General features: G+C 50.2%; 17 protein-coding genes and 3 tRNA genes. 15 read left to right on the top strand and 5 right to left on the bottom strand.

The genetic code is table 11. From position 1 onward, the window contains the following. Positions 1-19 precede the first annotated feature (19 nt). The 13 genes from AJ81_RS00445 (at position 20) to AJ81_RS00385 (ending at position 14648) form a co-directional block, all read left to right on the top strand. Positions 20-1831, top strand: a complete 1812-nt coding sequence (locus tag AJ81_RS00445; RefSeq protein ID WP_031503047.1) for an aldehyde ferredoxin oxidoreductase family protein — start codon at positions 20-22, stop codon at positions 1829-1831. A 120-nt stretch (positions 1832-1951) separates the two neighbouring features. Beyond that, positions 1952-2027, top strand: a tRNA-Thr gene (locus AJ81_RS00440). 13 nt (positions 2028-2040) lie between these two features. Beyond that, positions 2041-2127: transfer RNA gene (locus tag AJ81_RS00435), tRNA-Tyr, on the top strand. A gap of 31 nt (positions 2128-2158) precedes the next feature. Then, entirely contained in the window at positions 2159-2305 is a 147-nt protein-coding gene (rpmG, locus tag AJ81_RS00430; RefSeq protein WP_031503045.1) for a 50S ribosomal protein L33, read from the top strand. Between the two features lie 3 nt (positions 2306-2308). Next, a tRNA-Trp gene (locus tag AJ81_RS00425) sits at positions 2309-2385 on the top strand. 28 nt (positions 2386-2413) lie between these two features. Continuing rightward, on the top strand, positions 2414-2611 hold the full coding sequence (gene secE, locus AJ81_RS00420; protein ID WP_031503043.1) for a preprotein translocase subunit SecE: 198 nt from the start codon (positions 2414-2416) through the stop codon (positions 2609-2611). A gap of 5 nt (positions 2612-2616) precedes the next feature. Continuing rightward, a complete protein-coding gene (nusG, locus tag AJ81_RS00415) occupies positions 2617-3681 on the top strand; it encodes a transcription termination/antitermination protein NusG (RefSeq protein WP_031503041.1) in 1065 nt (354 codons plus the stop codon). Between the two features lie 49 nt (positions 3682-3730). Then, a complete protein-coding gene (gene rplK, locus AJ81_RS00410) occupies positions 3731-4156 on the top strand; it encodes a 50S ribosomal protein L11 (protein ID WP_031503039.1) in 426 nt (141 codons plus the stop codon). 20 nt (positions 4157-4176) lie between these two features. Beyond that, positions 4177-4884 carry a 50S ribosomal protein L1 gene (gene rplA / locus AJ81_RS00405; protein WP_031503037.1) on the top strand — a complete coding sequence of 236 codons (708 nt, stop codon included), beginning with the start codon at positions 4177-4179 and terminating at the stop codon, positions 4882-4884. Between the two features lie 148 nt (positions 4885-5032). Further along, positions 5033-5593 (top strand): 50S ribosomal protein L10, encoded by a 561-nt coding sequence (gene rplJ, locus AJ81_RS00400; protein ID WP_031503036.1) that lies wholly within the window; start codon positions 5033-5035, stop codon positions 5591-5593. 2 nt (positions 5594-5595) lie between these two features. After that, the gene (gene rplL, locus AJ81_RS00395; protein ID WP_031503035.1) at positions 5596-5994 is read left to right on the top strand and encodes a 50S ribosomal protein L7/L12; all 399 of its coding nucleotides are present in this window, start codon (positions 5596-5598) and stop codon (positions 5992-5994) included. 157 nt (positions 5995-6151) lie between these two features. Next, positions 6152-9670: a DNA-directed RNA polymerase subunit beta gene (gene rpoB / locus AJ81_RS00390; protein WP_031503034.1), complete on the top strand. Its 3519-nt coding sequence runs from the start codon at positions 6152-6154 to the stop codon at positions 9668-9670. 25 nt (positions 9671-9695) lie between these two features. Further along, entirely contained in the window at positions 9696-14648 is a 4953-nt protein-coding gene (locus tag AJ81_RS00385) for a DNA-directed RNA polymerase subunit beta' (RefSeq protein ID WP_031503032.1), read from the top strand. A 40-nt stretch (positions 14649-14688) separates the two neighbouring features. On the opposite strand, the gene AJ81_RS00380 is transcribed toward AJ81_RS00385, so the two are convergent. After that, the gene (locus tag AJ81_RS00380) at positions 14689-15759 is read right to left on the bottom strand and encodes a THUMP domain-containing class I SAM-dependent RNA methyltransferase (protein ID WP_231845504.1); all 1071 of its coding nucleotides are present in this window, start codon (positions 15757-15759) and stop codon (positions 14689-14691) included. Between the two features lie 94 nt (positions 15760-15853). Between AJ81_RS00380 and AJ81_RS00375 the strand changes: the two genes are divergently transcribed. Together AJ81_RS00375 and AJ81_RS00370 are read left to right on the top strand one after the other, a co-directional pair. After that, positions 15854-17242 carry a TldD/PmbA family protein gene (locus AJ81_RS00375; protein WP_031503030.1) on the top strand — a complete coding sequence of 463 codons (1389 nt, stop codon included), beginning with the start codon at positions 15854-15856 and terminating at the stop codon, positions 17240-17242. Continuing rightward, a complete protein-coding gene (locus tag AJ81_RS00370) occupies positions 17239-18561 on the top strand; it encodes a TldD/PmbA family protein (RefSeq protein WP_031503028.1) in 1323 nt (440 codons plus the stop codon). Before AJ81_RS00375 ends, AJ81_RS00370 begins: the two co-directional genes overlap by 4 nt. Here the strand turns inward: AJ81_RS00370 and AJ81_RS00365 are convergent. Genes AJ81_RS00365 through kamA form a run of 4 tightly spaced genes read right to left on the bottom strand, consistent with a single transcriptional unit; the run spans position 18535 to position 22420 of the window. Then, positions 18535-19194: an ABC transporter ATP-binding protein gene (locus AJ81_RS00365; RefSeq protein ID WP_051368887.1), complete on the bottom strand. Its 660-nt coding sequence runs from the start codon at positions 19192-19194 to the stop codon at positions 18535-18537. The two genes, AJ81_RS00370 and AJ81_RS00365, sit on opposite strands and share 27 nt — an antisense overlap. A gap of 3 nt (positions 19195-19197) precedes the next feature. Further along, positions 19198-20301 carry a DNA polymerase III subunit beta gene (dnaN, locus tag AJ81_RS00360; protein ID WP_096325172.1) on the bottom strand — a complete coding sequence of 368 codons (1104 nt, stop codon included), beginning with the start codon at positions 20299-20301 and terminating at the stop codon, positions 19198-19200. Between the two features lie 2 nt (positions 20302-20303). Then, positions 20304-21194: a hypothetical protein gene (locus AJ81_RS00355; RefSeq protein ID WP_031503024.1), complete on the bottom strand. Its 891-nt coding sequence runs from the start codon at positions 21192-21194 to the stop codon at positions 20304-20306. Continuing rightward, entirely contained in the window at positions 21164-22420 is a 1257-nt protein-coding gene (gene kamA / locus AJ81_RS00350; protein ID WP_031503022.1) for a lysine 2,3-aminomutase, read from the bottom strand. The genes AJ81_RS00355 and kamA overlap by 31 nt, the downstream gene beginning before the upstream one ends. Positions 22421-22432 lie beyond the last annotated feature (12 nt).

The raw sequence follows: 22432 nt of genomic DNA, 5'->3' as shown, positions 1-22432 counted from the left end.
TAACAAGGGGGCGAAGCGGATGATACTGCGGGTCAACTTAACGACCAAGAAAATCAGTAAAGAACCCATCGATGAAAAAATCCTGGACCAATTCATAGGAGCGCGCGGACTTGCGGCCAAAATTCTCTGGGACGAGGTTAAGGGTGTAGATCCCCTCTCACCGGACAACAAACTGATCATCGCGGCAGGCCCTTTCAACGGATTGAGGACTCCGAGCGGTGGAAAACTCGTGGTCGCGGCGAAAAGCCCTCTCACCGGTGGTTACGGCGATGGTAACATTGGGACCATGGTCTCGATGCACCTGAGAAAGGCTGGTTACATGGCGATCATCGTCGAGGGTGCATCGGACAGACCCGTGTACCTCTACGTTGACGACGATGTGGTTCAGATAATGAGCGCCGAAGGACTCTGGGGGCTGTCGACCTTCGAAACGGAGAAAAGGCTCAAGCAGGTTCACGGGAACGTGGGTGTTCTGAGCATCGGACCGGCTGGAGAGAATCTGGTGAAGTACTCGGTCGTGATATCCCAGGAGGGAAGAGCAGGGGGAAGACCCGGTATCGGCGCGGTGATGGGAAGTAAGAAACTGAAGGCCATAGTTGTGAGGGGTACAAAAGATGTAGAGGTGAAGGATAGAGAAAACTTTGAGAAATACACGCGAGAAGTTTTTAAGCTCATCCCCACCCTACCTGCTTACAGCTTCTGGATACGTCAGGGCACCATGGCCACCATCGAATGGGCGAACAAAAACAGGGCACTCCCGACGAGGAATTTCTCGCAGGTTAAGTTCGAGTACGCCAGAACAGTTGATGGATATGCGATGGAAGCGATGAAGATCTCACGAAGGGGCTGTCCAAACTGCAACATGGCCTGCGGAAATGTGGTGCTGGACATCGAAGGAAAAGAGAGCGAACTCGACTACGAGAACGTTGGAATGCTCGGCCCAAACACAGGAATCGCCTTCCTGAACAGGGTTGCTCACATAAACAGATTGGCCGACGAGTTCGGAGTCGACACGATCTCTCTGGGTGCTGTACTGGGATTTGCGATGGAGGCTGCTGAACGTGGAGCTCTGAAAGAGGCCCCAAAGTTTGGAGATTACGAAGGTGCATTGGAATTGACGAAGAAAATAGTCTTCAGGCAGGGTGAAACGGGCAACCTTTTGGCCGAGGGCGTCAAGAGGGCTGCCGAACAACTCGGACTCGAGGAGATCGCGATGCACGTCAAGGGCTTGGAGGTTTCTGCTTACAACTGCTACATATACCCGGCCATGGCACTCGCGTATGGAACGTGTGCGATCGGCGCTCACCACAAAGAAGCTTGGGTCATAGCGTGGGAGATCGGTTCGACACCAATGGAAGATTCGTCGGGCAAGGAGTACGTGATGAACTATTCGCCAGAGAAAGCCAAAAAGGTGGTTGAACAGCAGAGGATCAGGGGTGGTATGTTTGAGATGCTCACAGCTTGCAGACTCCCATGGGTGGAACTTGGACTCGATCTCGAATGGTACGCAAAGATCTTGAGCAGTATCGTGGGCAAGAATTACACGCTCGATGACATCTACATAGCCGCAGACAGAGTCTATTCTCTTGTAAGGTCCTATTGGGTGAGGGAATTCAAAGGTGATTGGGACAGAAAGATGGATTATCCACCGAAGCGCTGGTTTGAAGATGGTGTGGATGGTCAGCATCTGGATCCTGAACGTTACGATGAACTGCTGAGCGAGTATTACAAAATACGCGGCTGGGACGATCGTGGTATACCGACGGAAGAGACACTCAGAAAACTCGGTCTGGACTTCGTGGTGGAGGATCTCAGACCCTGGCTGAAATGAATTGCAACGCTGAGATAACGAACATTTAATGGCAAATGCCGCAAAGTTGTAGTATTTTAGTCATTGCGGTTGATCATTGACAACACGATGCGCTATCGCGTATAATTTTCAGGGTCACGGGCCAGCGTAGCTCAACCGGCAGAGCGGCTGACTTGTAATCAGCAGGTTGGGGGTTCGAGTCCCTTCGCTGGCTCCAACCCAAACTGGGTGGTGAGGTGCCCGAGTGGCCTAAGGGGGCGGACTGTAAATCCGCTGGCGGATCGCCTTCGGAGGTTCAAATCCTCCCCTCACCACCATTTGATTTCTCAATCGAAAGAGGTGTAAGAGATGACGATTAAGATAGCCCTGAAGTGTTCTGTCTGTGGGCACAAGAACTATTACACGGAGAAGAACAACACCAAGAAGACAAAACTGAGTCTCAGGAAATATTGTCCGAATTGCAATAAACACACGGAACACGTTGAAACCAAATGACGCAGGGCCGTAGCTCAACTGGGTAGAGCGCCGGTCTCCAAAATCGGCGGTTGCAGGTTCGAGTCCTGCCGGCCCTGCCAATTTTTTGCGCCGCGCGGAGGGATAATCGTGGAAAAACTCAAGAAGTTCTTCCGAGAAGTCTGGGGAGAAGCGAAAAGGGCTCACTGGCCCAACCGACAGGAATTGTTGGTCTCCACCTCGGTTGTCATCCTGATCCTCGTCGTGATGGGGGTTTATTTCTTTCTGCTCGATCTGGCTCTCTCCGGAGGTATAAGAGCGATACTGCGCGCACTTGGTATTGGGTGATGTGAATGCGAAAAGCTTGGTATATCCTCAGGACGATGGCGGGCCAGGAGGAAAGCGCGAAAGAAAATCTGCTGACCAAGATAAGATCTGCCGGATACGAAAGGTTTTTCGGCCGTATCGTTATCCCTGAGGAAACGATCATAGATGCGACGGGTAAATCCTTGAAAAGGTTTTCAGTGTCTCCGAACGCAAAACTGCATATCAAGACCGGTTCTGATGTAAAGAAGGGCGATCTTCTCGCAGAAGAACCAGCGATCCACGCAAGGCACAGCGGAACGATAGTGTCCGTGAAGAATTGCAGGAAGATAACGATCGAAACTATAGACAAGAAGTACTCGAAGACGTACGTCATCCCAGAAAGTTCCAAAATCGTGAGCGGTATCAAGGTGGGTGCCCGTATAAGACAGGGAATGCCACTGACCCAGGATGGAGAGTACATTTGCGAAATAGATGGTAAAGTGATTGAGAGCGAACGAGTCAAACGTGTTGAAGTTCAACAGGAAAATGGAGAGATAGATGTTTACCACATCCCATACGAACTGTACGATGCAAACAGGATTTACAAGGGTAAGCAAGTCAGAAACGGTGAATTACTCGCTGAAGGCAGGAAGATATACTCCAGCATAGACGGGCGCGTCGAGGTTGTAGACATGGGAACGCGCAAGGAGATAAGGATCGCAAAGACACAGAAGAAAAGAATGTTCCCTGGTTACATATTCGTCGAGATGATGATGAACGACGATACTTGGCAGTTTGCGAGGACCGTTCCAGGCATAATAGACTTTGTCGCGTCCGGTGGACAGCCTTTACAACTTAAGCAACGTGAAGCTCGAGCGATCCTGAGACTGGCGGGTATCGAAGCGTTCGAAGAAAGAGCGAAACCTGTGCGCGTTGAGATGGATATAAAGGTAGGAGACGTTGTGAAGATAACCTCCGGTCCGTTTGAAGACTTCGCTGGCGTTGTGAAAGAGATAGATCCTGTCAAACAAGAGCTCAGGGTCGCCGTCACCATCTTTGGTCGTGAGACACCTGTGACGGTGAGGGTCTCTGAAGTGGAGAAGATCCAGTGAACGAGTGGGAGGGAGTCGATCCCAGTAACCACAGAGGAGGGAAACTCGAATGGCTAAGAAAGTCGTAGCACAAGTTAAACTGCAACTTCCTGCTGGTAAGGCAACACCCGCACCTCCGGTTGGTCCCGCCCTTGGTCAGCGTGGCGTTAACATAATGGAGTTCTGCAAAAGGTTCAACGCTGAGACCGCAGACAAAGCGGGAATGATTCTGCCTGTCATCATAACAGTCTACGAAGACCGTTCCTTCAGCTTTGTTGTGAAAACGCCACCTGCATCCTTCCTGCTGAAGAGGGCGGCGAACATAGAGAGTGGTTCGGGTGAACCCAAGAGGAAGATCGTTGGGAAAGTCACGAGAAAACAGATCGAAGAGATTGCCAAGCTCAAGATGCCCGACCTGACCGCAAACGATTTGGAAGCGGCCATGAGAATCATTGAAGGCACCGCGAAGAGCATGGGCATCGAAGTGGTAGACTAACACCAAAAGGAGGAGGCTTTATGCCGAGACACTCCAAAAGGTACCTGGAAATCAGACAGAGAGTTGACAGAACGAAGTTCTACAGCATCGATGAAGCTATAGAACTGGTTAAGAAAAACGCAACAGCAAAGTTCGATGAAACCGTGGAACTGCACCTTGCGACAAACATAGATCCAAGGAGACCAGAACAACAACTCAGAGGAACTGTCGTTCTACCGCACGGAACTGGAAGAACAGTTAGGGTATTGGTTTTTGCCAAAGGTGAGAAAGCCGAAGAGGCCAAGAAGGCAGGAGCAGACATTGTGGGGGGAGACGAACTGGTAGAAAAAATCCTGAACGAAGGCTTTACAGATTTTGACGTGGCTATCGCCACACCAGACATGATGAAGTCCGTTGGAAGGCTCGGAAAGATCCTTGGACCTCGTGGCCTGATGCCGTCCCCGAAGTCGGGCACAGTTACTGAGGACGTGGCCTCTGCGGTTAAAGAATTCAAGATGGGACGAATCGAAGTGAGGAGCGACAAGACCGGCTCGATCCATTTGCCAATCGGCAAGTGCTCCTTCGATTCTCAGAAACTGAGGGAGAACTTGATTTCGGCATACAAACAGATTGTGAGCATGAGGCCAGCGGGTATCAAGGGTCAGTTCCTCAGAAAGGCTGTACTGACGTCCACGATGGGAGTTGGTGTGAAACTGAACATGTCCGAACTCGAGGCTGCAAAGATCTGAACATCGTGTTCAGTCGCACGAGTCGCCGAAGAAAGTAGGTACTCTAAAGGGGTTATCCCCGCCTACCGAGGCGAGCCAAAAACTGGTGCTTTGGTTGAGCGGGGGTCTCTTGTGGAGAGACCCTTTTTCTTGAAAGGAGGTGCAACGGTTGCTAACCAGAGAGAAGAAGCAACAGATCTTGGAGAGTTTCAAAGAGGTTTTACCGAAGGCGAACCTGTTGGTGTTCGTGAACTTCTTCGGTTTGGACGTCGCAGCAATCAGGGAACTGCGTGGAAGAATAAATTCGAAGCACGGGGAAGATGCAAAACTGACCGTGGTCAAGAACAGTCTCCTTTCTATAGCACTGAATGAAATCGGTTATCAGGAAGCTCACTACGAAAAGTTTCTGAAAGGTCCGACGGCTGTTTTCTACAGCCTCTCTGGTGATCCAGTGGATGCACTGAGGACCCTGGTGAATTTCGCCAAGGAGAAAAGGCTTGAAAACTTCTTCAAAGGCGGCTTCATCGAACATCAGCCGTTCAATGCTGACCAAGTAGCGGATCTTGCCAACCTGCCAACCAAGAAGGAACTATACGCGATGCTGGTTGGAAGGATACAGGGTCCGATATATGGTCTGGTGTTCGCTTTGAACGATGTTATGAGAAAACTTGTGTACGTGTTGAGTGCAATTGAAGAGAAGAAGAAATCTGAGAATGTCGGAGGTGTTTGAGAATGACAGTGGAACAGATTGTTGAGGCTATCGAGAAACTGACGGTTGCCGAATTGGCTCAGTTAGTGAAGGCACTCGAAGAAAAATTCGGCGTGAGCGCCGCAGCTCCGGTTGCAGTCGCGGCCGTCGCTGCTCCTGTGGCCGGTGCAGCGCCAGCAGCTCAGGCAGCAGCCGAAGAAAAGACGGAGTTCGATGTTGTCCTGAAGAGCCACGGAGCGAACAAGATCAACGTGATAAAGGTGGTTAGAGAGATCACAGGTCTTGGCCTGAAAGAAGCTAAGGATCTCGTTGAGAAGGCTGGTAGCCCCGATGCTATAGTCAAGAGTGGCGTTCCGAAGAACGAGGCAGAGGAGATCAAGAAGAAACTCGAAGAAGCCGGTGCAGAGGTCATTTTGAAGTAATGTGAACAGATTTTCTCAACTGCAAAAAGATTGTATCAAACCTATACCAGCTCGGCTGGTATAGGTTGTTTTATGCTATCATGAATAGGTGTGCCTGCGTCATAGGCTTCGTTCAGTTCCCTGCGTTCCCACTCCGTTGATCTGACGAGGTGATAAAATGCGAACTGCTCTTTACGGTAAGCGCGAACGGTTAACGTTTGGCCACACCGTTGATGCTCTCAAAGTTCCAAACCTGATCGCCATCCAGATCGAATCCTACAGAGAGTTCCTGGAAAAAGGTCTGATGGAGATACTGAGAAAGTTCTCCCCGATAACGTCCCAACCACACAAGGGTGATCTCAGAAAAGGTGAAAAGGGTTTCATACTCGAGTTCGTTTCCACAAGGATCGGCGAACCCAACGCCACAATAGAAGAATGCAAACAGAAAGGACTAACCTACCAGGTACCCATTTATGCGACCGTTAGGATAACGGATGTCAACAGTGGTGAGATGAGGGAAGAAGAGGCTTTCCTCGGATCGATACCGTACATGACTGAGAACGGAACGTTCGTTATCAACGGTGCGGAGCGCGTCATTGTCAATCAGCTCGTGAGAGCACCCGGTGTCTATTTCGTCGATGAAATACCCAAGACTCAAACGGCTGCACCCATATACGTTGCACACTTCTTGCCTGTGAAAGGTGCATGGTTAGAGCTTCTCTACAACACCGCAGATGACATGTTCTACGCGCGCATCGATAGAAAAAGAAGGATCAACCTGTTTTTGTTGTTCAAGGCTCTGGGTTTCGAAAACGACCTCGACATACTCGATTTGTTCCCCGATCCCGTCGATGCCGAAGACGAGTACAGCATGATGAAGGCTGTGGGTTCGATAATACTCGAAGACGTGAGCATTGATGGAAAGAAGGTTGTCGAGCGAGGAGGTGTACTTACAGAACACGCCGCGAGAACGATCCTCGAATCAAAGATATCGACTATCGTCAGAGCACACCCCGTGGCACAGAAGACGTTAGAGAAGCTCAACAGTGCTTACGGAGAAGTTGATTCGAACAGGGCGTACATAGAAATATACAGGAAGCTCAAACCCGGTGAGATACCAAGGGTGAATGCGGCCAAGGCGTATCTCAACAGTCTGTACTTCACACCTGAGAGGTTCGAACTCTCCGAGGTTGGCCGTTACAAGATAAACCGCAAGCTTCAGCAGGCTTATCGAAAATACCTCGTGCAGGTCAAGAAGATGAGCGATTCGGAAGCTGAAAAGATGCAGTACAACCCGACAGAGCTCGTTCTCACACCGATGGACATCGTTTTAGCCACGAGGTACTTACTGGAAGTGAGCAAGAATCCTGAAATCATGGACACCAAGGACCATCTTGGAAACAAACGAGTGAGAACGGTTGGCGAACTCATCAAGCTTGAGTTTGAGAGGGCCTTTTCGAAGGCGCAGCGGTTGATTCAAGAAAGATTGGCGCTCTACAACTCACTCGATAAGATTTCCGTGCAGAGTTTGATCAACATAAAGACCATCATCGCTGGTATCAACCAGTTCTTCGCGACCAGCCCACTCTCACAGTTCATGGAGCAGGTGAACCCACTCGCTGAGCTGACGCACAAGAGAAGGCTGACTGCGGTGGGTCCAGGTGGCCTGAAAAGAGAGAGGGCACGGTTCGAGGTCAGAGACGTTCACCACTCTCACTACGGAAGAATGTGTCCAATCGAGACACCCGAAGGTGCAAACATAGGTCTTATAACTTCTCTTGCAGTCTATGCGACAGTCGACGAATTTGGCTTTCTGACAACCCCGTACAGACGGGTTAAAAAAGGCAGGGTAACGGACGAGATAGTCTATTTGACCGCCGATGAAGAGGAGCATTACCATATTGCTCCGTGCACGGTCAGAGTCGACGAAAACATGATGATCGTCGAAGATAGGGTTCCGGTTAGATACATGCAGAAAATATTGTACGTCGAGAAAGAAAAGGTCCAGTTCATGGACGTTTCCACGAAACAGATCGTCTCCGTTTCAACATCTCTCATTCCATTCCTGGAACACGACGATGCGAACAGGGCCCTGATGGGTTCAAACATGCAAAGGCAGGCCGTTCCCTTGCTCAAACCCGAAGCACCGTTCGTTGCCACCGGGGTCGAACACGATGCGGCCCTCTATTCGGGCTATCTGGTCGTTGCAAAACATGACGGTATAGTCAAGAAAGTCGACGCAAGGAGGATCGTCGTCCACAGGACCGATGAGAACGGCAATTTGATGTACAAAGACGGCAAACCTTTGATGGACGAATACAGGTTGATGAAGTTCGTCAGGACAAACCAGGATACGGTCATAAACCAAAGACCAATAGTGAACGTAGGCGATCGAGTGAAGCGAGGAGAAGTCATAGCTGACGGTCCCGCGACAGACATGGGTGAGCTCGCCCTCGGACGCAACGTCCTGGTTGCCTTCATGTCGTGGGAAGGATACAACTTTGAAGACGCAATATTGGTCAGTGAGGAGTTGCTCGAGGAGGACGCTTTCACATCCATTCACATAGAGGTTTATGAAACTCAGGCGCGCGACACAAGACTCGGACCGGAGGAAATCACCGCGGACATTCCAAACGTCAACAAAGAGGCCCTGAGAAACCTCGATGAGAACGGTATAGTCAGAATTGGAGCGTATGTTGGACCACAGGACATACTCGTTGGAAAAGTCACACCAAAGGGCGAAGGAGAAACCACACCCGAAGAGAAGATCATAAGGTCCGTTTTCGGCGAGAGGGGAAAGGACGTCAAGGATACTTCGCTGAGATTGCCACACGGAACCGAGGGTAGAGTCATCGATATCCAGGTGTTCGACAAAGAAGACGTTGCGGAACTTGGACCGGGTGTGAACAAACTGGTGAAAGTTTACGTGGCGAGCAAGAAGACCCTCGAAGTTGGAGACAAACTTGCGGGTAGGCATGGTAACAAAGGTGTTGTGTCCAAGATCCTCCCGAGGGAAGACATGCCGTTCTTGCCCGATGGAACACCCGTTCAGATCGTGCTGAGCCCGCTCGGAGTCCCGTCGAGAATGAACGTTGGACAGATTCTCGAGACACATCTGGGATGGCTCGCGAAATTGACGAACAGCTGGTTTGCCACTCCAGTTTTCGATGGTGCCAAGGAAGAGGACATACTTCCGTGGTTGTACAAAGAACGGAAAGCCTTGGGTTTGGAAGAAGGCGACGACGAAAACAATCCTTCTGGTAAGGTTCTGTTGAGAGACGGCAGAACGGGCGAGCCGTTCGCAGAACCTGTCGTCGTTGGATACATCTACATGATGAAGCTCATTCACATAGCAAGAGACAAAATCCACGCCAGATCCACGGGACCTTATTCGCTCATCCATCAGCAGCCTCTCGGTGGAAAGGCTCAGTTCGGTGGCCAGAGGTTCGGAGAAATGGAAGTTTGGGCTCTCGAAGCACACGGAGCTTCCCACACTCTAAACGAGATGCTCACGATAAAGTCCGACGACATCAAAGGCAGAAACGAGGTGTACAAAGCCATCCTTAAGGGCAAGAACATACCTGAGCCCGGAATACCTGAAAGCTTCAGGGTGTTGATAAAAGAACTCAGAGGTCTGGCGCTCGATGTGAGGGTTTACGACGAGAACGGCAACGAGGTCGACATCGACAGGTTCTGAATTGAGCGCCGAGGAGGGAAGAGAGATGGCTATTTCCACCTTCAAGCGGAAGATAGCAGCGGTGAAAATAGGTGTGGCTTCCCCCGACACGATAAGAAGCTGGTCGAGTGGGGAAGTCAAAAAGCCAGAGACCATAAACTACAGAACATTCAAGCCCGAGCGTGATGGTCTGTTCTGCGAGAAGATCTTCGGACCGACGAAGGACTACGAGTGTGCCTGTGGCAAATACAAAGGTAAGAAGTACGAGGGCACAGTCTGCGAAAGGTGCGGCGTGAGAGTGGAATCGAAAGAAGCGCGAAGAAAGAGAATGGGTCACATAGAACTCGCCGCACCGGTGGTTCACATATGGTATCTGAAGAGCACACCGAGTATTCTTTCCACACTGCTGAACATACCGGCGCGCGACTTGGAGAACATAGTTTACTATGGTAGCAGACACATAATAGAAAAAGCCTACATCGTCACCAACCCGAAGAAGACTTCGTTCGCCGAGGGAGACGTAATTTACGAAACAGAATACAACATATACAAGAAAGTTCTCGACTTCGAGGCCGAGCAATCGGTGATAGTCAAGAATCCAAAAACCCCGGTGATCTCTGAGATAGACGGTGAGGTGAGTTTGAAGAACGAACGTTCCAACACCGGAAGAACGATAACCTGGATCATCGTGAGAAACGTTGTCAGGTCCCACGTGCAACTGTTCCCCGGTATGATCCTCCTCGTGAAGAATGGTCAGGAGGTATCAGAGGGTGACATTCTCGTTGCAGAGAAAGAAGTTCCAGCGCTCTATGCTCCTTTTGATGGCACAGTTGAGATCGACGAACTCACTTCCAGTCTCACGCTCAAACCTCTTGCAACGAGCAAGGATCAACCTCTGACTGTTTCGATTCCTTACTGTTGCAGGCTCACTGTTAAGAACGGTGCAAAGGTCAAGGCTGGTGATCAGATCTGGACGGCGGGAATGATCCAGGCCTTGACGAGTCCCGCATCCGGAAAGGTCGTGTTCGGTAAAGAACTGAATGTCAGACCTTTAGAGGATGGTTCTTATGAAGTGCTCTCTTCAGGCTCCATATACGTTGAGCAGACCGCGATCGAGAAAAAGTATCCTATTTTCGAAGGCGCTCTCGCCTACGTTAACGACGGGGACAGGGTAAAGGCGGGAGACTACCTGGCGGACAGATTCCTCTTCGAGGATGAACATTTGTCTCTGAGCGAGTACGCAATCTTCCAGCAGTATTATCCAGACCAGTTCACGGTGGAGACAGAGGTCGAGAACGACAGACCGATCCTTGCAATCACGAAGATAGATGAAGAACTCGCCAGAGAGACGTCATTGACCGTGGGTTCCATCATCACCGAAAACGAATACGAAGCTTACAGAGAACTCTATCCTGGCAAGATCGAGGCACACTATGGTGCTGCGGCCGTGAAAAAGTTGCTCGAGATGATCGACCTTGAGAAGCTGAAAGCACAGATAGAGGCAGAGCTTGCGGAGCTTCCCAAAAGCAGTGGCAGGGCCTTGAAGTTACTCAGGCGGTTGAAAATCGTCAAGAGCCTTATCAATTCTGGTGCGAGGCCGGAGTGGATGGTCCTGGAGGCCTTACCGGTGATACCTCCCGAACTGAGGCCCATGATTCAGATAGATGGCGGGAGGTTCGCGACGACCGACCTGAACGACCTCTACAGGAGGGTCATAAACAGGAACAACAGGTTGAAGCGATTCTTAGAGTTGAACGCTCCGGAAGTCATGATCAGAAACGAGATGAGAATGCTTCAAGAGGCTGTCGACAGTCTGATATACAACGGTAGGGTCGGTAGACCCGTCGCGGACAGAAACGGTCGGCCGCTGAAGTCCCTCACGGATCTGGTCAAGGGTAAGAAAGGACGATTCAGAAGGAACCTTCTCGGCAAGCGCGTTGACTATTCTGGAAGGGCTGTCATAGTCGTTGGTCCGGAGCTGAAGATACACCAGTGCGGCTTGCCTAAGAAGATGGCACTGGAACTGTTTAAGCCCTTCGTGCTCGCGAAATTGCTCGAGGAAGGTGGAGAGAGCAGCAAGACGGCGAGAAAGCTCAAAAAAACGATCATAGAACGCGAGATGCCTGAAGCCTGGGACGTCCTGGAAGAAGTCATCAAGGGACAGACTGTACTCTTGAACAGAGCACCGACGCTGCACAGAATGTCCATACAGGCTTTTGAGCCAAAACTCATCGAAGGTAATGCGATTCAGCTTCATCCGCTCGTTTGTCCTCCGTTCAACGCAGACTTCGATGGAGACCAAATGGCTGTGCACGTACCCCTATCTGCTGCGGCTCAGGCAGAGGCACGTTACCTCATGTTATCGAGGTACAACATCATATCTCCAGCGCATGGAAAACCGATATCGATGCCGGGAAAGGACATAATAGTCGGCATATACTACTTGACTGCCGTGAGCAAAGATTATGACTTTGTGAGCACTGACAGGATTGAGTTCAAGTTCAGCTCGCCCGAAGAAGCCATTTTAGCCCATTCACTTGGCTTTGTTGGGTTGCACACGCCGGTGCTCGCCAGAGTCAAGCAAAATGGCGAAGAAAAGACGCTCAAGACTACTGTGGGTCGCATCATCTTCAACGAAATCGTGCCTGAGGATCTCAGAGACTACTCAAAGACTTTCGGCAAGAAAGAGATAAAGGATCTCATCTACGAAACGTTCAAGAGACACGGCATGGAAGCCACGGCTGATCTGCTCGACGACATGAAGGATCTCGGATTCCATTACGCGACCGTGTCCGGTCTGACGATATCTTTGAAAGACTTGGTGGTTTCACCCAAAAAGAATGCCATCATCAAGGACGCGCTGGAAAAAGTCGAGAAAGTCGAACAAGAGTACGCAGAAGGCTTCCTCACTTACGAGGAAAGATACAAGGAGATCATAAGGATCTGGACGAAAGCAACGGAGGAGGTTCAGAAGGTCACGTACGAGGCTCTCGGTGAAAATCCTTTCAATCCTGTCTTCATGATGGTCAACTCCGGAGCGAGGGGTAACATAGACCAAGTCAAACAACTCGCCGGCATGAGGGGCTTGATGGCGGATCCATCCGGAAAGACGATAGAGATACCGATAATTTCCAACTTCCGAGAAGGTCTGAACTCCATCGAATTCTTCATCTCCACGCACGGAGCAAGGAAAGGTGCTGCCGACACAGCGCTTAGGACTTCCTCAGCAGGTTATCTCACCAGAAGGTTAGTCGACGTTGCCCAGAGTGTGTTCATAACAACAACCGATTGCGGAACAGAAAACGGTGTCAAAGCGCTGGAACTCATGAGCGGTACCCTGACAGTCCAGAAGTTGAAAGACTTCTTGTTCGGAAGGATCTTAGCCAGGGACGTCATAGATCCTCTCAGCGGGGAAGTCGTGAAGAACCCAGACAACAATCGAGAGTATGTGAGAAACAGCATGCTGTCCGACGAAGACGCCGAATTTCTGGCCAAATATGTTGTTTCAGTTCCTGTTTGTGTCGAACAAGTTCTCGATCTGCAGAGTTTGCAGTTGCCAGCTTCTTATGCCGTCACCGATGAAGAGATAAGGTTGGAGGACGGCACGGTTTACGAGGTTGGCACTGAAGTCAGCTGGGATCTGGTTCGAAACGCTCGCAACGCTGGCAAGAAGCAGATCAAGATAAAGGTTTATCCAGTGGTCGGAACCATTTCACAGGAGATTGTTTGGGACAAGAAGGGTGAAAAGCAGTTGCTCGTGTACCAGGAAGAGATAGATGAAGTAACTGCAATGCTGCTCGAACAGAACGGTGTGAGCGCCGTAAAAGTGAGACCGAACATCTACGTTAGATCCCCCTTGACCTGTGAAGCTGAACACGGCGTGTGCGCGATGTGTTACGGTATGGACCTCTCGAACCATAAAGTGGTGAACGTTGGTGAGGCTGTGGGAATAATCGCCGCCCAGTCCATAGGAGAACCCGGCACACAGCTCACGATGCGAACGTTCCATACGGGTGGTATCGCGACCACAGCCGACATAACCCAGGGTCTGCCCAGAGCTGAGGAACTCTTCGAGGCGAGGAAGAAACTCAAGGAACCTGAAGGCATTTTCAGCATGGTCTCAGGATTTGTGAAGGACATTAAAGAAGTTGACGGAAAGAAGAAGATCTACATCGAAGACCTTGCCGGTGAGATACACGAGTACGAAGTACCTGAGAAAGTGAAGGAGATCGTGACAAGAGGTCAGAAAGTGCTGCCGGGTCAGATGCTCACGACGGGCGCCGTGAAACTCAGAAGAATGATGGATGCGCTGGGAGTGGAAGCAACGGCAATGTATTTGCTCAGAGAAACGCAGAAAGTGTACGTCGAGCAGGGCGTCGACATCCACAACAAGCACTTCGAGATCATCATCAGGCAGATGCTCGGCAGAGTTGAAATAGTCGATCCAGGCGATACCGACTTCCTGCCCGGACAATTGTTGACCCTCTCAGAGGCTATGAGGATAAACAACGAGATATTGAAAGCGAATGCGCAAGTTCAGAGCAACAGGAACATGGTCGTGGGCAAGATCCTGGCGAAAAAGATCGTCGCAAAGCTCAAAGATGAGGTTGAAGAGATCGCACCGGAAGGAACCGAGGTCAGCGAAGATATCGTTGAAAAAGCCGTTGCTGCCGGTGTGAAAGAGATCGTTGTGCTTGAAGACGGAAAGCCTGTCACCTATCAAATAGCACCCAAGGAACCTATGAAGTACAGAAGAAGGTTATTGAGAATCACGAAGGCTTCACTGGAACAAGAGGGCTGGCTCAGCGCTGCTTCCTTCCAGCAGACGCCACAAGTGCTCACAGAAGCCGCCATCGAAGGCAGAATAGACTACTTGCGAGGTTTGAAAGAGAACGTGATCGTCGGTCAGCTCATACCCTCAGGGACAGGTCTGGAAATCTTCGCGAACATACAGATCGAGGAAACACCGCGCGCCGCAGAAGAAGAAAAGATGGCTTGAACCTCAAACTGGTGGTAAAGGGCCCGTGCGGGCCCTTTTTTCATGACGGTTCAAAGATGTAGTACCAGGTCCAGATTCCACTGTTCTGAAACCTCAACTTTTTCGATGCCTTGATCTTCAAAATTCGCTCCAGGTCTGCTGGGCTCAGGACGCAGATCTTTGAACCTGCAAACTTGTCCAGCAGTTTCGCAAGCTTCGCGAGAAAATTTCTATCGATATCTTTGAGCCTCACACCGTAAGGAGGATTCGTGACCACGTGCACGTTTTTGAAGTCTTCCAGTTCTTCGAAACGTTTACACACGAATTCGACGCTGCCAGCAACGCCGGCACGAACGGCGTTCTCCCGAGCTATCCGAATCATGGAAGGATCTCTGTCGAAACCGATCGCGATCTTATTCATCTTACTCTTCACTCCATCAAAGGAATGTATCGTCATCTTCACATCCGCGAAGATCGGCCAGCTTTGGAAAGCGAACGTTCTCTTGTCGTTCAAGATGCCGAGGGCCATCCTCGCAGCTTCTATGCAAATGGTTCCACTACCACAGAACGGATCTACCAGCAATTTTTGCTCGTCCCAATCGCTCACGATGATCAAACCAGCGGCAATGGTTTCCCTCAACGGTGCCGCGGATGCTTTCAACCTGTAACCTCGCTTGCTCAGTGCACTTTGGCCCGTTGTGTCGAGCAACAACGAGACCCTATCGTTTTTCAAATAGACGTACAGAGGATAGATCGTTCCATCTGGGTCATTCTTCGAGCCAATTTTCTCGTAGATAGCCTTCTTCACGACGGAAGCCACCGCACCCGTTGCGGAAAGCTTTGAATTCCTCACCTTCACCTTTTCGATGACGAGCGTGGCCCGACTGTGTAGAAAATCTTGCCAGTTGGCGCTGAAGGTTCCATCAAACAGATCGTCGAAGGTCTTCGCCTCGAATTCCGCCATTTCAATGAGCACACGTTCCGCGCTGCGAAGCGTCAGATTCAGTCTGGGCACGTCACTCATTTGGCCCAGAAAATTCACATGTCCCGCTGTGACCTTCAGGATTTTGAGGCCCATTCGCTTCAATTCTTTACAGACTGCTCCTTCCAGACCCGATGTGCACAGTGCCACGAACTTCAAGCTCTCACCCAGCAGGAGTATAGACCAAAATCATGTGCGTACTGCGAACTTGGAATGGTACAATCTGATTTAGGGGTGATGAAGCTTGCTGGAGATCAGTTTGATCGAGAAAATCATCGATTACGGAGTGAGTAAAGGGGCAGACTTCGTCGAAATCTTTGTCGAAGACAGGTTCGATACGAGAATAACGCTCATCGATGGAAGAATCGATTCGGCAAGCAGCGAAAGGGATTTCGGACTGGGTTTGAGACTGTTCAAGGACGATCAACAAGTCTATGCTTACACGAACGATCCGACGGAAAAGCAACTTCTCACCATGCTGGACAGACTGATCGAAGTTCTGCAGATAAAGTCTGCGGAACCAAAGACGGTGAATCTGATGAATCTCGACGTGAAGAACTCGCACACGATCATCCTCAATCCCCTGGAAGTTTCGAAGATGGAGAAAGCTAAGATCATGAAACTCGCGTACGAAGGTGCGAAGAATTACTCAGATTTGATCTCACAGGTCGTCGTTCGTTACTGGGACTACGATCAAAAGGTGTTCATAGCCAACTCTGAGGGGACGATGGCGAACGACAGACGAATCAAAACCAGGCTCATGGTCACGGCGGTTGCGTCGAAGGATGGGGAACAGGAATCAGGTTTTTATGGTCCTGGTGCTTCAATGGGGCTCGAATTTTTCAACTTTCATGACCCGAAGGATATCGGAACAGAAGCAGCCAGGATAGCCGACAAGATGGTCAAAGCCGATTACGCCCCAGCCGGTAAGATGCCAGTTGTCATAGCGAACGAGTTCGGCGGCGTCATCTTTCACGAGGCGTGCGGTCACGCGCTGGAAGCCACATCGGTTGCGAAAGGAGCTTCGGTGTTTGCGAACAAGCTTGGACAAAAGGTCGCCGCAGATTGTGTCACCGCCGTTGATGACGGGACCATACCGAACGCATGGGGTTCGAGCAACATCGACGACGAAGGGATCCCGACTCAACGCAACGTTTTGATCGAGAACGGTGTGCTCAAGAGTTACCTCGTTGATAGGTTTCACGCAAAAAAGATGAACACAAAACCCAACGGGTGTGGGCGCAGAGAAAGCTACAAGTACATCCCAACGTCCAGAATGAGCAACACTTTCATAATGCCCGGCAAGTACTTGCCAGAGGAGATCATTTCCGCAACCGATTACGGTCTGTACGCGAAACGTATGGGTGGAGGCTCGGTGCATCCAGCCACCGGTGAGTTCAACTTTGCGGTCATGGAAGCTTATCTGATCGAAAAAGGCAGGATCGTGAAACCCGTGCGTGGAGCAACGTTGATAGGCAAAGGTATTGACGTCATAAACAACATAGACATGGTTGGCAACGACCTTGCGAGAGGCCAGGGCATGTGCGGTTCCATATCCGGTTCCATACCGGCAGATGTCGGGCAACCAACGATTCGTGTGAAAGAACTCATCGTCGGGGGGCGAAAGAGATGAAAGAGAAGCAGTTTGCCGAAATGGTTTTTGTTCTGGCGAAGAAGCAAGGTTTCGACGACTGTGAAGTGCTCGTTTCAAACCACAGAGAATTCGAAGTTGTCGTGAGCAAGGGAAAAATTGAGAACTACACTGACGCCTCATCGAAGCGAGTCACGTTGAAGGCAGTAAAGGATAAAAGATCCAGTTTCGCAACCACGGAGATCCTGGACGAAACATCGGCAAGGTTTCTCGTTGAGAGTGCGTACGAGAATTTCATGATAACAGACACGCTGGACGAAGATGACATCTGGGCCGAACGTCCGGCAAAGGAACCCTTCGAATACGAGGATGCGTTCGAGCGTTTGTCTGTCAGGGAAAAGATAGATCTTGCGAAAACGATGGAAGAAAAATGCTTATCGTACGACAAGAGGATACAAAACGTCATAATGAGTGGTTATGGGCATCAGAGGAGCGAAATCTGGCTGTTCAACACGAAAGGTTTGGAACTGAGTGAAAGTTTTGGCTACGGGGCGGCCTTCGTTTATCTGGTAGCCTCAGACGGCAAGAAACCCAAGAGAGGTTTTCGAGCGATGTACGGTTCACATCCGAACGAGGTCAATGTCGAAAAAGTCGCACTGGAAGCTTCCTCTGAGGCGATTTCACAACTGGGAGCCCAGTCTGTGAAGAGTGGAAAGTACAAAGTTTTGCTGCGTCGAGACGTCTTCGCACAGCTTTTCTTTGCGTTTTCGTCCATCTTTTCTGCTGAAGCTGTACAGAAGGGTCTTTCACCGTTGAAGGGAAAACTGCATCAAAAAATCGCAGTGGAAAGTTTGAACTTGATCGAGGATCCATTCTTTGAAAAACTTCCGATCAAACGCTCTTTTGACAACGAAGGCGTTCCAACTGTGAGAAAGAGTTTTATAGACCACGGTGTGCTCACAACTTTCTTTCATTCCATAAAGTCAGCAAGGAAGGACAACGTTAAACCCACGGGGAACGTTTTCAGCCAAAGGTGTGTACCATTGAACGTGATTTTACCCGAAGGTTCCCTCGGTTACGAAGACCTGATCAAGAGCGTTGGTGAAGGTCTGCTGGTGATTGCGTTCGATGGTCTCCATTCTGGAGTTAGGCCCGTGTCCGGTGAATTTTCGCTGGGAGCAAACGGTTACAGGATCGCAGGCGGCAGGATCGTGGAACCCGTTGAGCAGTTTACGGTTTCGGGCAACTTTCTCGATGTCCTTCAGAAGATCGAACTGATAGGTTCGGATTGCGAGATCGTGTCAGCCAACTGGTTCGGCCCGTCGGTCGTGGTGTCAGAGCTGGATGTAGCTGGCAGCTGAGTTTAAAGATTCTATCTTGACGAGCCGACCTCTGTCGAGGACGATGACAAAGTCCGCTAATTTTTTCATTTCTTCCATGTCGTGCGTGGCGATGATCATCGCCACGTTTTTTTCTTTCAGAGTGCTGAGATGCGACCAGAAAGCTTGCTTGGCCTCCTCGTCCAGACCGCTGGTCGGTTCGTCGAGCACGAGTATCTTCGGTTCTCCAAGCAGTGCGATGCAGAGTGAAAGTTTTCTGCGCGACCCTTTTGACAGGTTTTTCACAAGCTTCTTGCCGTTGGGTTCAAACCGCAAACTACGCAGCAGTTCTTCGCTGTAATCTGCTTTCTTGATCTTGGAGAAAAGTGCGAGATTGTCGCGAGCTGTCAGTGTGTCCATCAGCGCGGGCTCCTCGGGCAGGTACGAAAGCTCTTTCCTGATCAAATGCGCGTGTTTCACAATGTCGATGCCGTTCAGAATCACTCTACCTTCGTCCGGCTTGAGAACGGTTGCGATAAGCTTCAACAACGTGGACTTTCCCGCAGCGTTTCCCCCGACAACAGCTACGCACGAAGCTTCAACATCGAACGTCACATCGTCGATCGCCTTCGTCTGTGCAAACTTTTTCGTTACGTGTTCGAATATCAGTCTCATTGTTCACACGATCCTTATCGGCATCACCACGTAGAGATAACCTTCGACATCGAGTGGGTTCATCTGCAGCGGGCTGGTGCTGTCTATAAAGTTCAACTCAACCTCGTCCGTCTCGATGTGCCGCAATGCTTCGATGAGAAATTTTGGGTTGAACGCGGCAATTATGTCTTCACCTTCTTTTCTCACCTCTATCTCCTCCGTTACTTCACCAAAGTCTGGGCTCCTGCTACTCAGAATCAGGACGTTTTCCATCGCCTCGACCCTGATGGACTCACTACCCCTTTTGGCTATCACCATGGTTCTTCTCAGAGCCTCAACAAGAATGTTTGTCGGTGCCACCAGCTTGGTCTTGAACGCCTTGGGAAGGACCCTTTTATAATCCGGGAATTCCACCTCGACGATTCTCACCAACGTTTCGACGTCCGTTGCAACGATGCCGACACGCTTACCATCGTACTCGAATCTGAGTTTTCTATCTCCGCAGCTTTCGGCAACGCTCATGAGTTCCTTCATACTCTTTAAAGACAACAAGAAGCCGATTTCACCCTGTATCTCCAACCTCTCCTCTGCCAGCGCGAGCCTGAAACCATCTGACGCGACCAGTCTGAGGAAGCCGTTACCAAGTTCCCAGTAGACACCGTTGAGGTTCCTCATGAACTCGTCCGTGGCCGCACAGAAGATCACTTTCTCGATCATCTTATGAAGAAGACTGGCATCGATCTCGAAACTCACGCTGGATTCTGAAAGAGATACCTCGGGAAAGTCGCTTGGATCCACCACGGACAGTTTGAACTTGCTCTTGCCACATTCGATTGACAGGCTCGCCGGCGTGATCTCAAGGCTCGCTCCAACATCCGTCGGCAATGTCTTGACAACTTCATAGAACACCTTTCCATCCACTGCAAACCTTCCGAAACCCTCGTACTCACAATTGAGCTTCGCCTTCACACCCGTTTCCAGATCGGACGCGAGCAGGAACACCCCATCTTCAGTCAGATCGAACAGAACACAACCGAGGATCGGTTTTATCACTTTGGATGGAACCACCTTCGATACCACGGTCACTTTGGTGATTAACTCCTGCATGTCCACCGCTATCCTCGCCACAGTCACACCTCCTCAATCGAGAGTGCATCTTCGATTTCCACCGGCAGATCCTCAACCCAGCAACGCAGAGCTTTCACAAGCCCATGCTGAGCAGATTGGTTGATGAAGATCTTTTCAAGCAAAATTCTGTTCACTGTATATATGTTATCAAAATCGTCTGGTGGTTCCACAACGGCCAGCGGATTCGCCAGACATATTTTCAATCTGTCCCTCAGCCCCAGAATCGACTTGGTGGCAATTCCTGAGACGTAGAGCCATTCAAACTTTTGCTCGCCGAATCTCTTGATCGTCAGGCACGAATCTGCAACCTTCACAAGTTCTCCCGCTTCGTTTATACCCCAGACACCTGCTAAACCGTTGAACGTTGCTTCGATCTCGCGAGGTGGTTTGGCCAACCTGGAACCGAAAAGTATTTTCTTGACGATCTTCAAGCTCTCGGAACCAACACTGTGAACCACCAGGAAGATCTTCGCCCCATCCAGGATCCCGGCATGAACCAGCCTGTCCAGGGCGCCATCAACGAGGATCTTGCTGAAGCAGTGTTTGTCCGTCAGTTGCTTGATGATTGCGGGACTCGCTCCCGCGATCATGACACTCGTTTCGATCAATGGCCTTGCCAGGACTATGTAACCTGCAATCGGATTGTAAGAAAAAACGTCCAACACCTCGAACATAGACAGATTCAGGAACCTTTCTCCCGTCAACACGAAATGGCTTGTGGAGACTGTAACGCGGGGCTTGGGTTCACTCGTCAGGTTGTCCTTCTCCTCACCGTCCACACCCACACTGGTGATGCAACAACCTTGACAGTCCCGCACAAGACTGTTCAGAACGGTGGTCTTGCCAGCACCTTTTTTGGTTCCTAAGATGTAGACGACCTCTTTTCCTTCCATTCCTGGATCCTCCTACTCCTCTCCAACTGTTGAGGAAGTAAGTATTTACCTTTTCCGCTGAGCAATGATGCTATTCCTTCGACATCCTCGTCGGGTTCACACTCACTCCTGTAGTCGGTTGGTTCCTGATAAACGAAAATACCTCCCTCGTAATTCCTCAAGATCACTTTGCCCTCTCCCATGGATATCAGATACTGAGGCCCTACGGGTATCTTTCCTCCTCCCCCGGGTGCGTCTATCACGTATGTTGGGACAGCAAAGCCTGAGGTGTGACCGCGCAGATATTCTATGATTTCTATTCCCTTTGCAACGCTGGTTCTGAAGTGTGAGAGTCCCCTCGATAGGTCACACTGATAAATGTAGTATGGCCTGACACGGTTCTTCACCAACTCATGAACGAGTTTCTTCATTATCTTTGGACAATCGTTGACCCCCCTAAGCAACACAGTTTGATTGCCCAGTGGGATCCCTGCGTCCGCCAGCATCGCGAGTGCTTTCTTCGAATCTTCGGTGAATTCCTTGGGATGATTGAAATGCGTGTTCAACCATATCGGGTGATATTTTTTCAACATCTGAACCAGAGACTCTGTGATTCTCATTGGGAGCACCACGGGTGCGCGTGTACCTATTCGGATGATTTCAACGTGGTCTATCTCTCGAAGTCTTGAAATGATTTCCTCCAGCTTTTCGTCTGAAAGAGTGAGAGGATCCCCGCCGGAAATGAGCACATCACGTACTTTCTTGTTCTGCTTTACGTAGTCAATTGCAGCTTCGATGTATTGTTGTGCGAGCGGTGCGTCTGTTTCTCCTGCAAACCTTCTCCTCGTGCAATGTCTGCAATACATTGCACACTGATCCGTGACGAGGAAAAGCACCCTGTCGGGGTATCTGTGGGTCAAACCTTTCACCGGGGAATCCACGTCTTCGTGCAACGGATCTACCATCTCACCGTCGCTTATATGTAGTTCTCTGGAGGTTGGCACCGCCTGTTTTCTTATCGGACAGTTTGGATCGTCAGGATCCATGAGACTTGCATAGTAAGGTGTTATGGCCATTCGGAGGAATTTGAGGGAATGCTTTATCCCCTCGCGTTCTTGATGGGTCAGGTTGATGATTTGTTCGAGTTGTTCGAGGTTCATTATCCTGTTCGAAAGCTGCCATCTCCAATCTTGCCATTCTTCTTCGCTCACGTTTTTCCACAGAGGAATCTCTTTGAAGCTTCTCATGTGTCTCCCTCC

The sequence above is a fragment of the Pseudothermotoga hypogea DSM 11164 = NBRC 106472 genome (assembly GCF_000816145.1).
Lineage (GTDB): Bacteria > Thermotogota > Thermotogae > Thermotogales > DSM-5069 > Pseudothermotoga_A > Pseudothermotoga_A hypogea.
The sequence above is the reverse complement of the archived record's forward strand: the minus strand, read 5'-3'. Positions and strand labels throughout refer to the sequence as shown.

Excerpts from the sequence above, each read along its gene's own strand:
- AJ81_RS00445 (WP_031503047.1), top strand. The coding sequence starts at position 20 with ATGATACTGCGGGTCAACTTAACGACCAAGAAAATCAGTAAAGAACCC.
- rpmG (WP_031503045.1), top strand. The coding sequence starts at position 2,159 with ATGACGATTAAGATAGCCCTGAAGTGTTCTGTCTGTGGGCACAAGAAC.
- nusG (WP_031503041.1), top strand. The coding sequence starts at position 2,617 with ATGCGAAAAGCTTGGTATATCCTCAGGACGATGGCGGGCCAGGAGGAA.
- rplK (WP_031503039.1), top strand. The coding sequence starts at position 3,731 with ATGGCTAAGAAAGTCGTAGCACAAGTTAAACTGCAACTTCCTGCTGGT.
- rplA (WP_031503037.1), top strand. The coding sequence starts at position 4,177 with ATGCCGAGACACTCCAAAAGGTACCTGGAAATCAGACAGAGAGTTGAC.
- rplL (WP_031503035.1), top strand. The coding sequence starts at position 5,596 with ATGACAGTGGAACAGATTGTTGAGGCTATCGAGAAACTGACGGTTGCC.
- rpoB (WP_031503034.1), top strand. The coding sequence starts at position 6,152 with ATGCGAACTGCTCTTTACGGTAAGCGCGAACGGTTAACGTTTGGCCAC.
- AJ81_RS00385 (WP_031503032.1), top strand. The coding sequence starts at position 9,696 with ATGGCTATTTCCACCTTCAAGCGGAAGATAGCAGCGGTGAAAATAGGT.
- AJ81_RS00370 (WP_031503028.1), top strand. The coding sequence starts at position 17,239 with ATGAAAGAGAAGCAGTTTGCCGAAATGGTTTTTGTTCTGGCGAAGAAG.
- AJ81_RS00365 (WP_051368887.1), bottom strand. The coding sequence starts at position 19,194 with ATGAGACTGATATTCGAACACGTAACGAAAAAGTTTGCACAGACGAAG.
- AJ81_RS00355 (WP_031503024.1), bottom strand. The coding sequence starts at position 21,194 with ATGGAAGGAAAAGAGGTCGTCTACATCTTAGGAACCAAAAAAGGTGCT.
- kamA (WP_031503022.1), bottom strand. The coding sequence starts at position 22,420 with ATGAGAAGCTTCAAAGAGATTCCTCTGTGGAAAAACGTGAGCGAAGAA.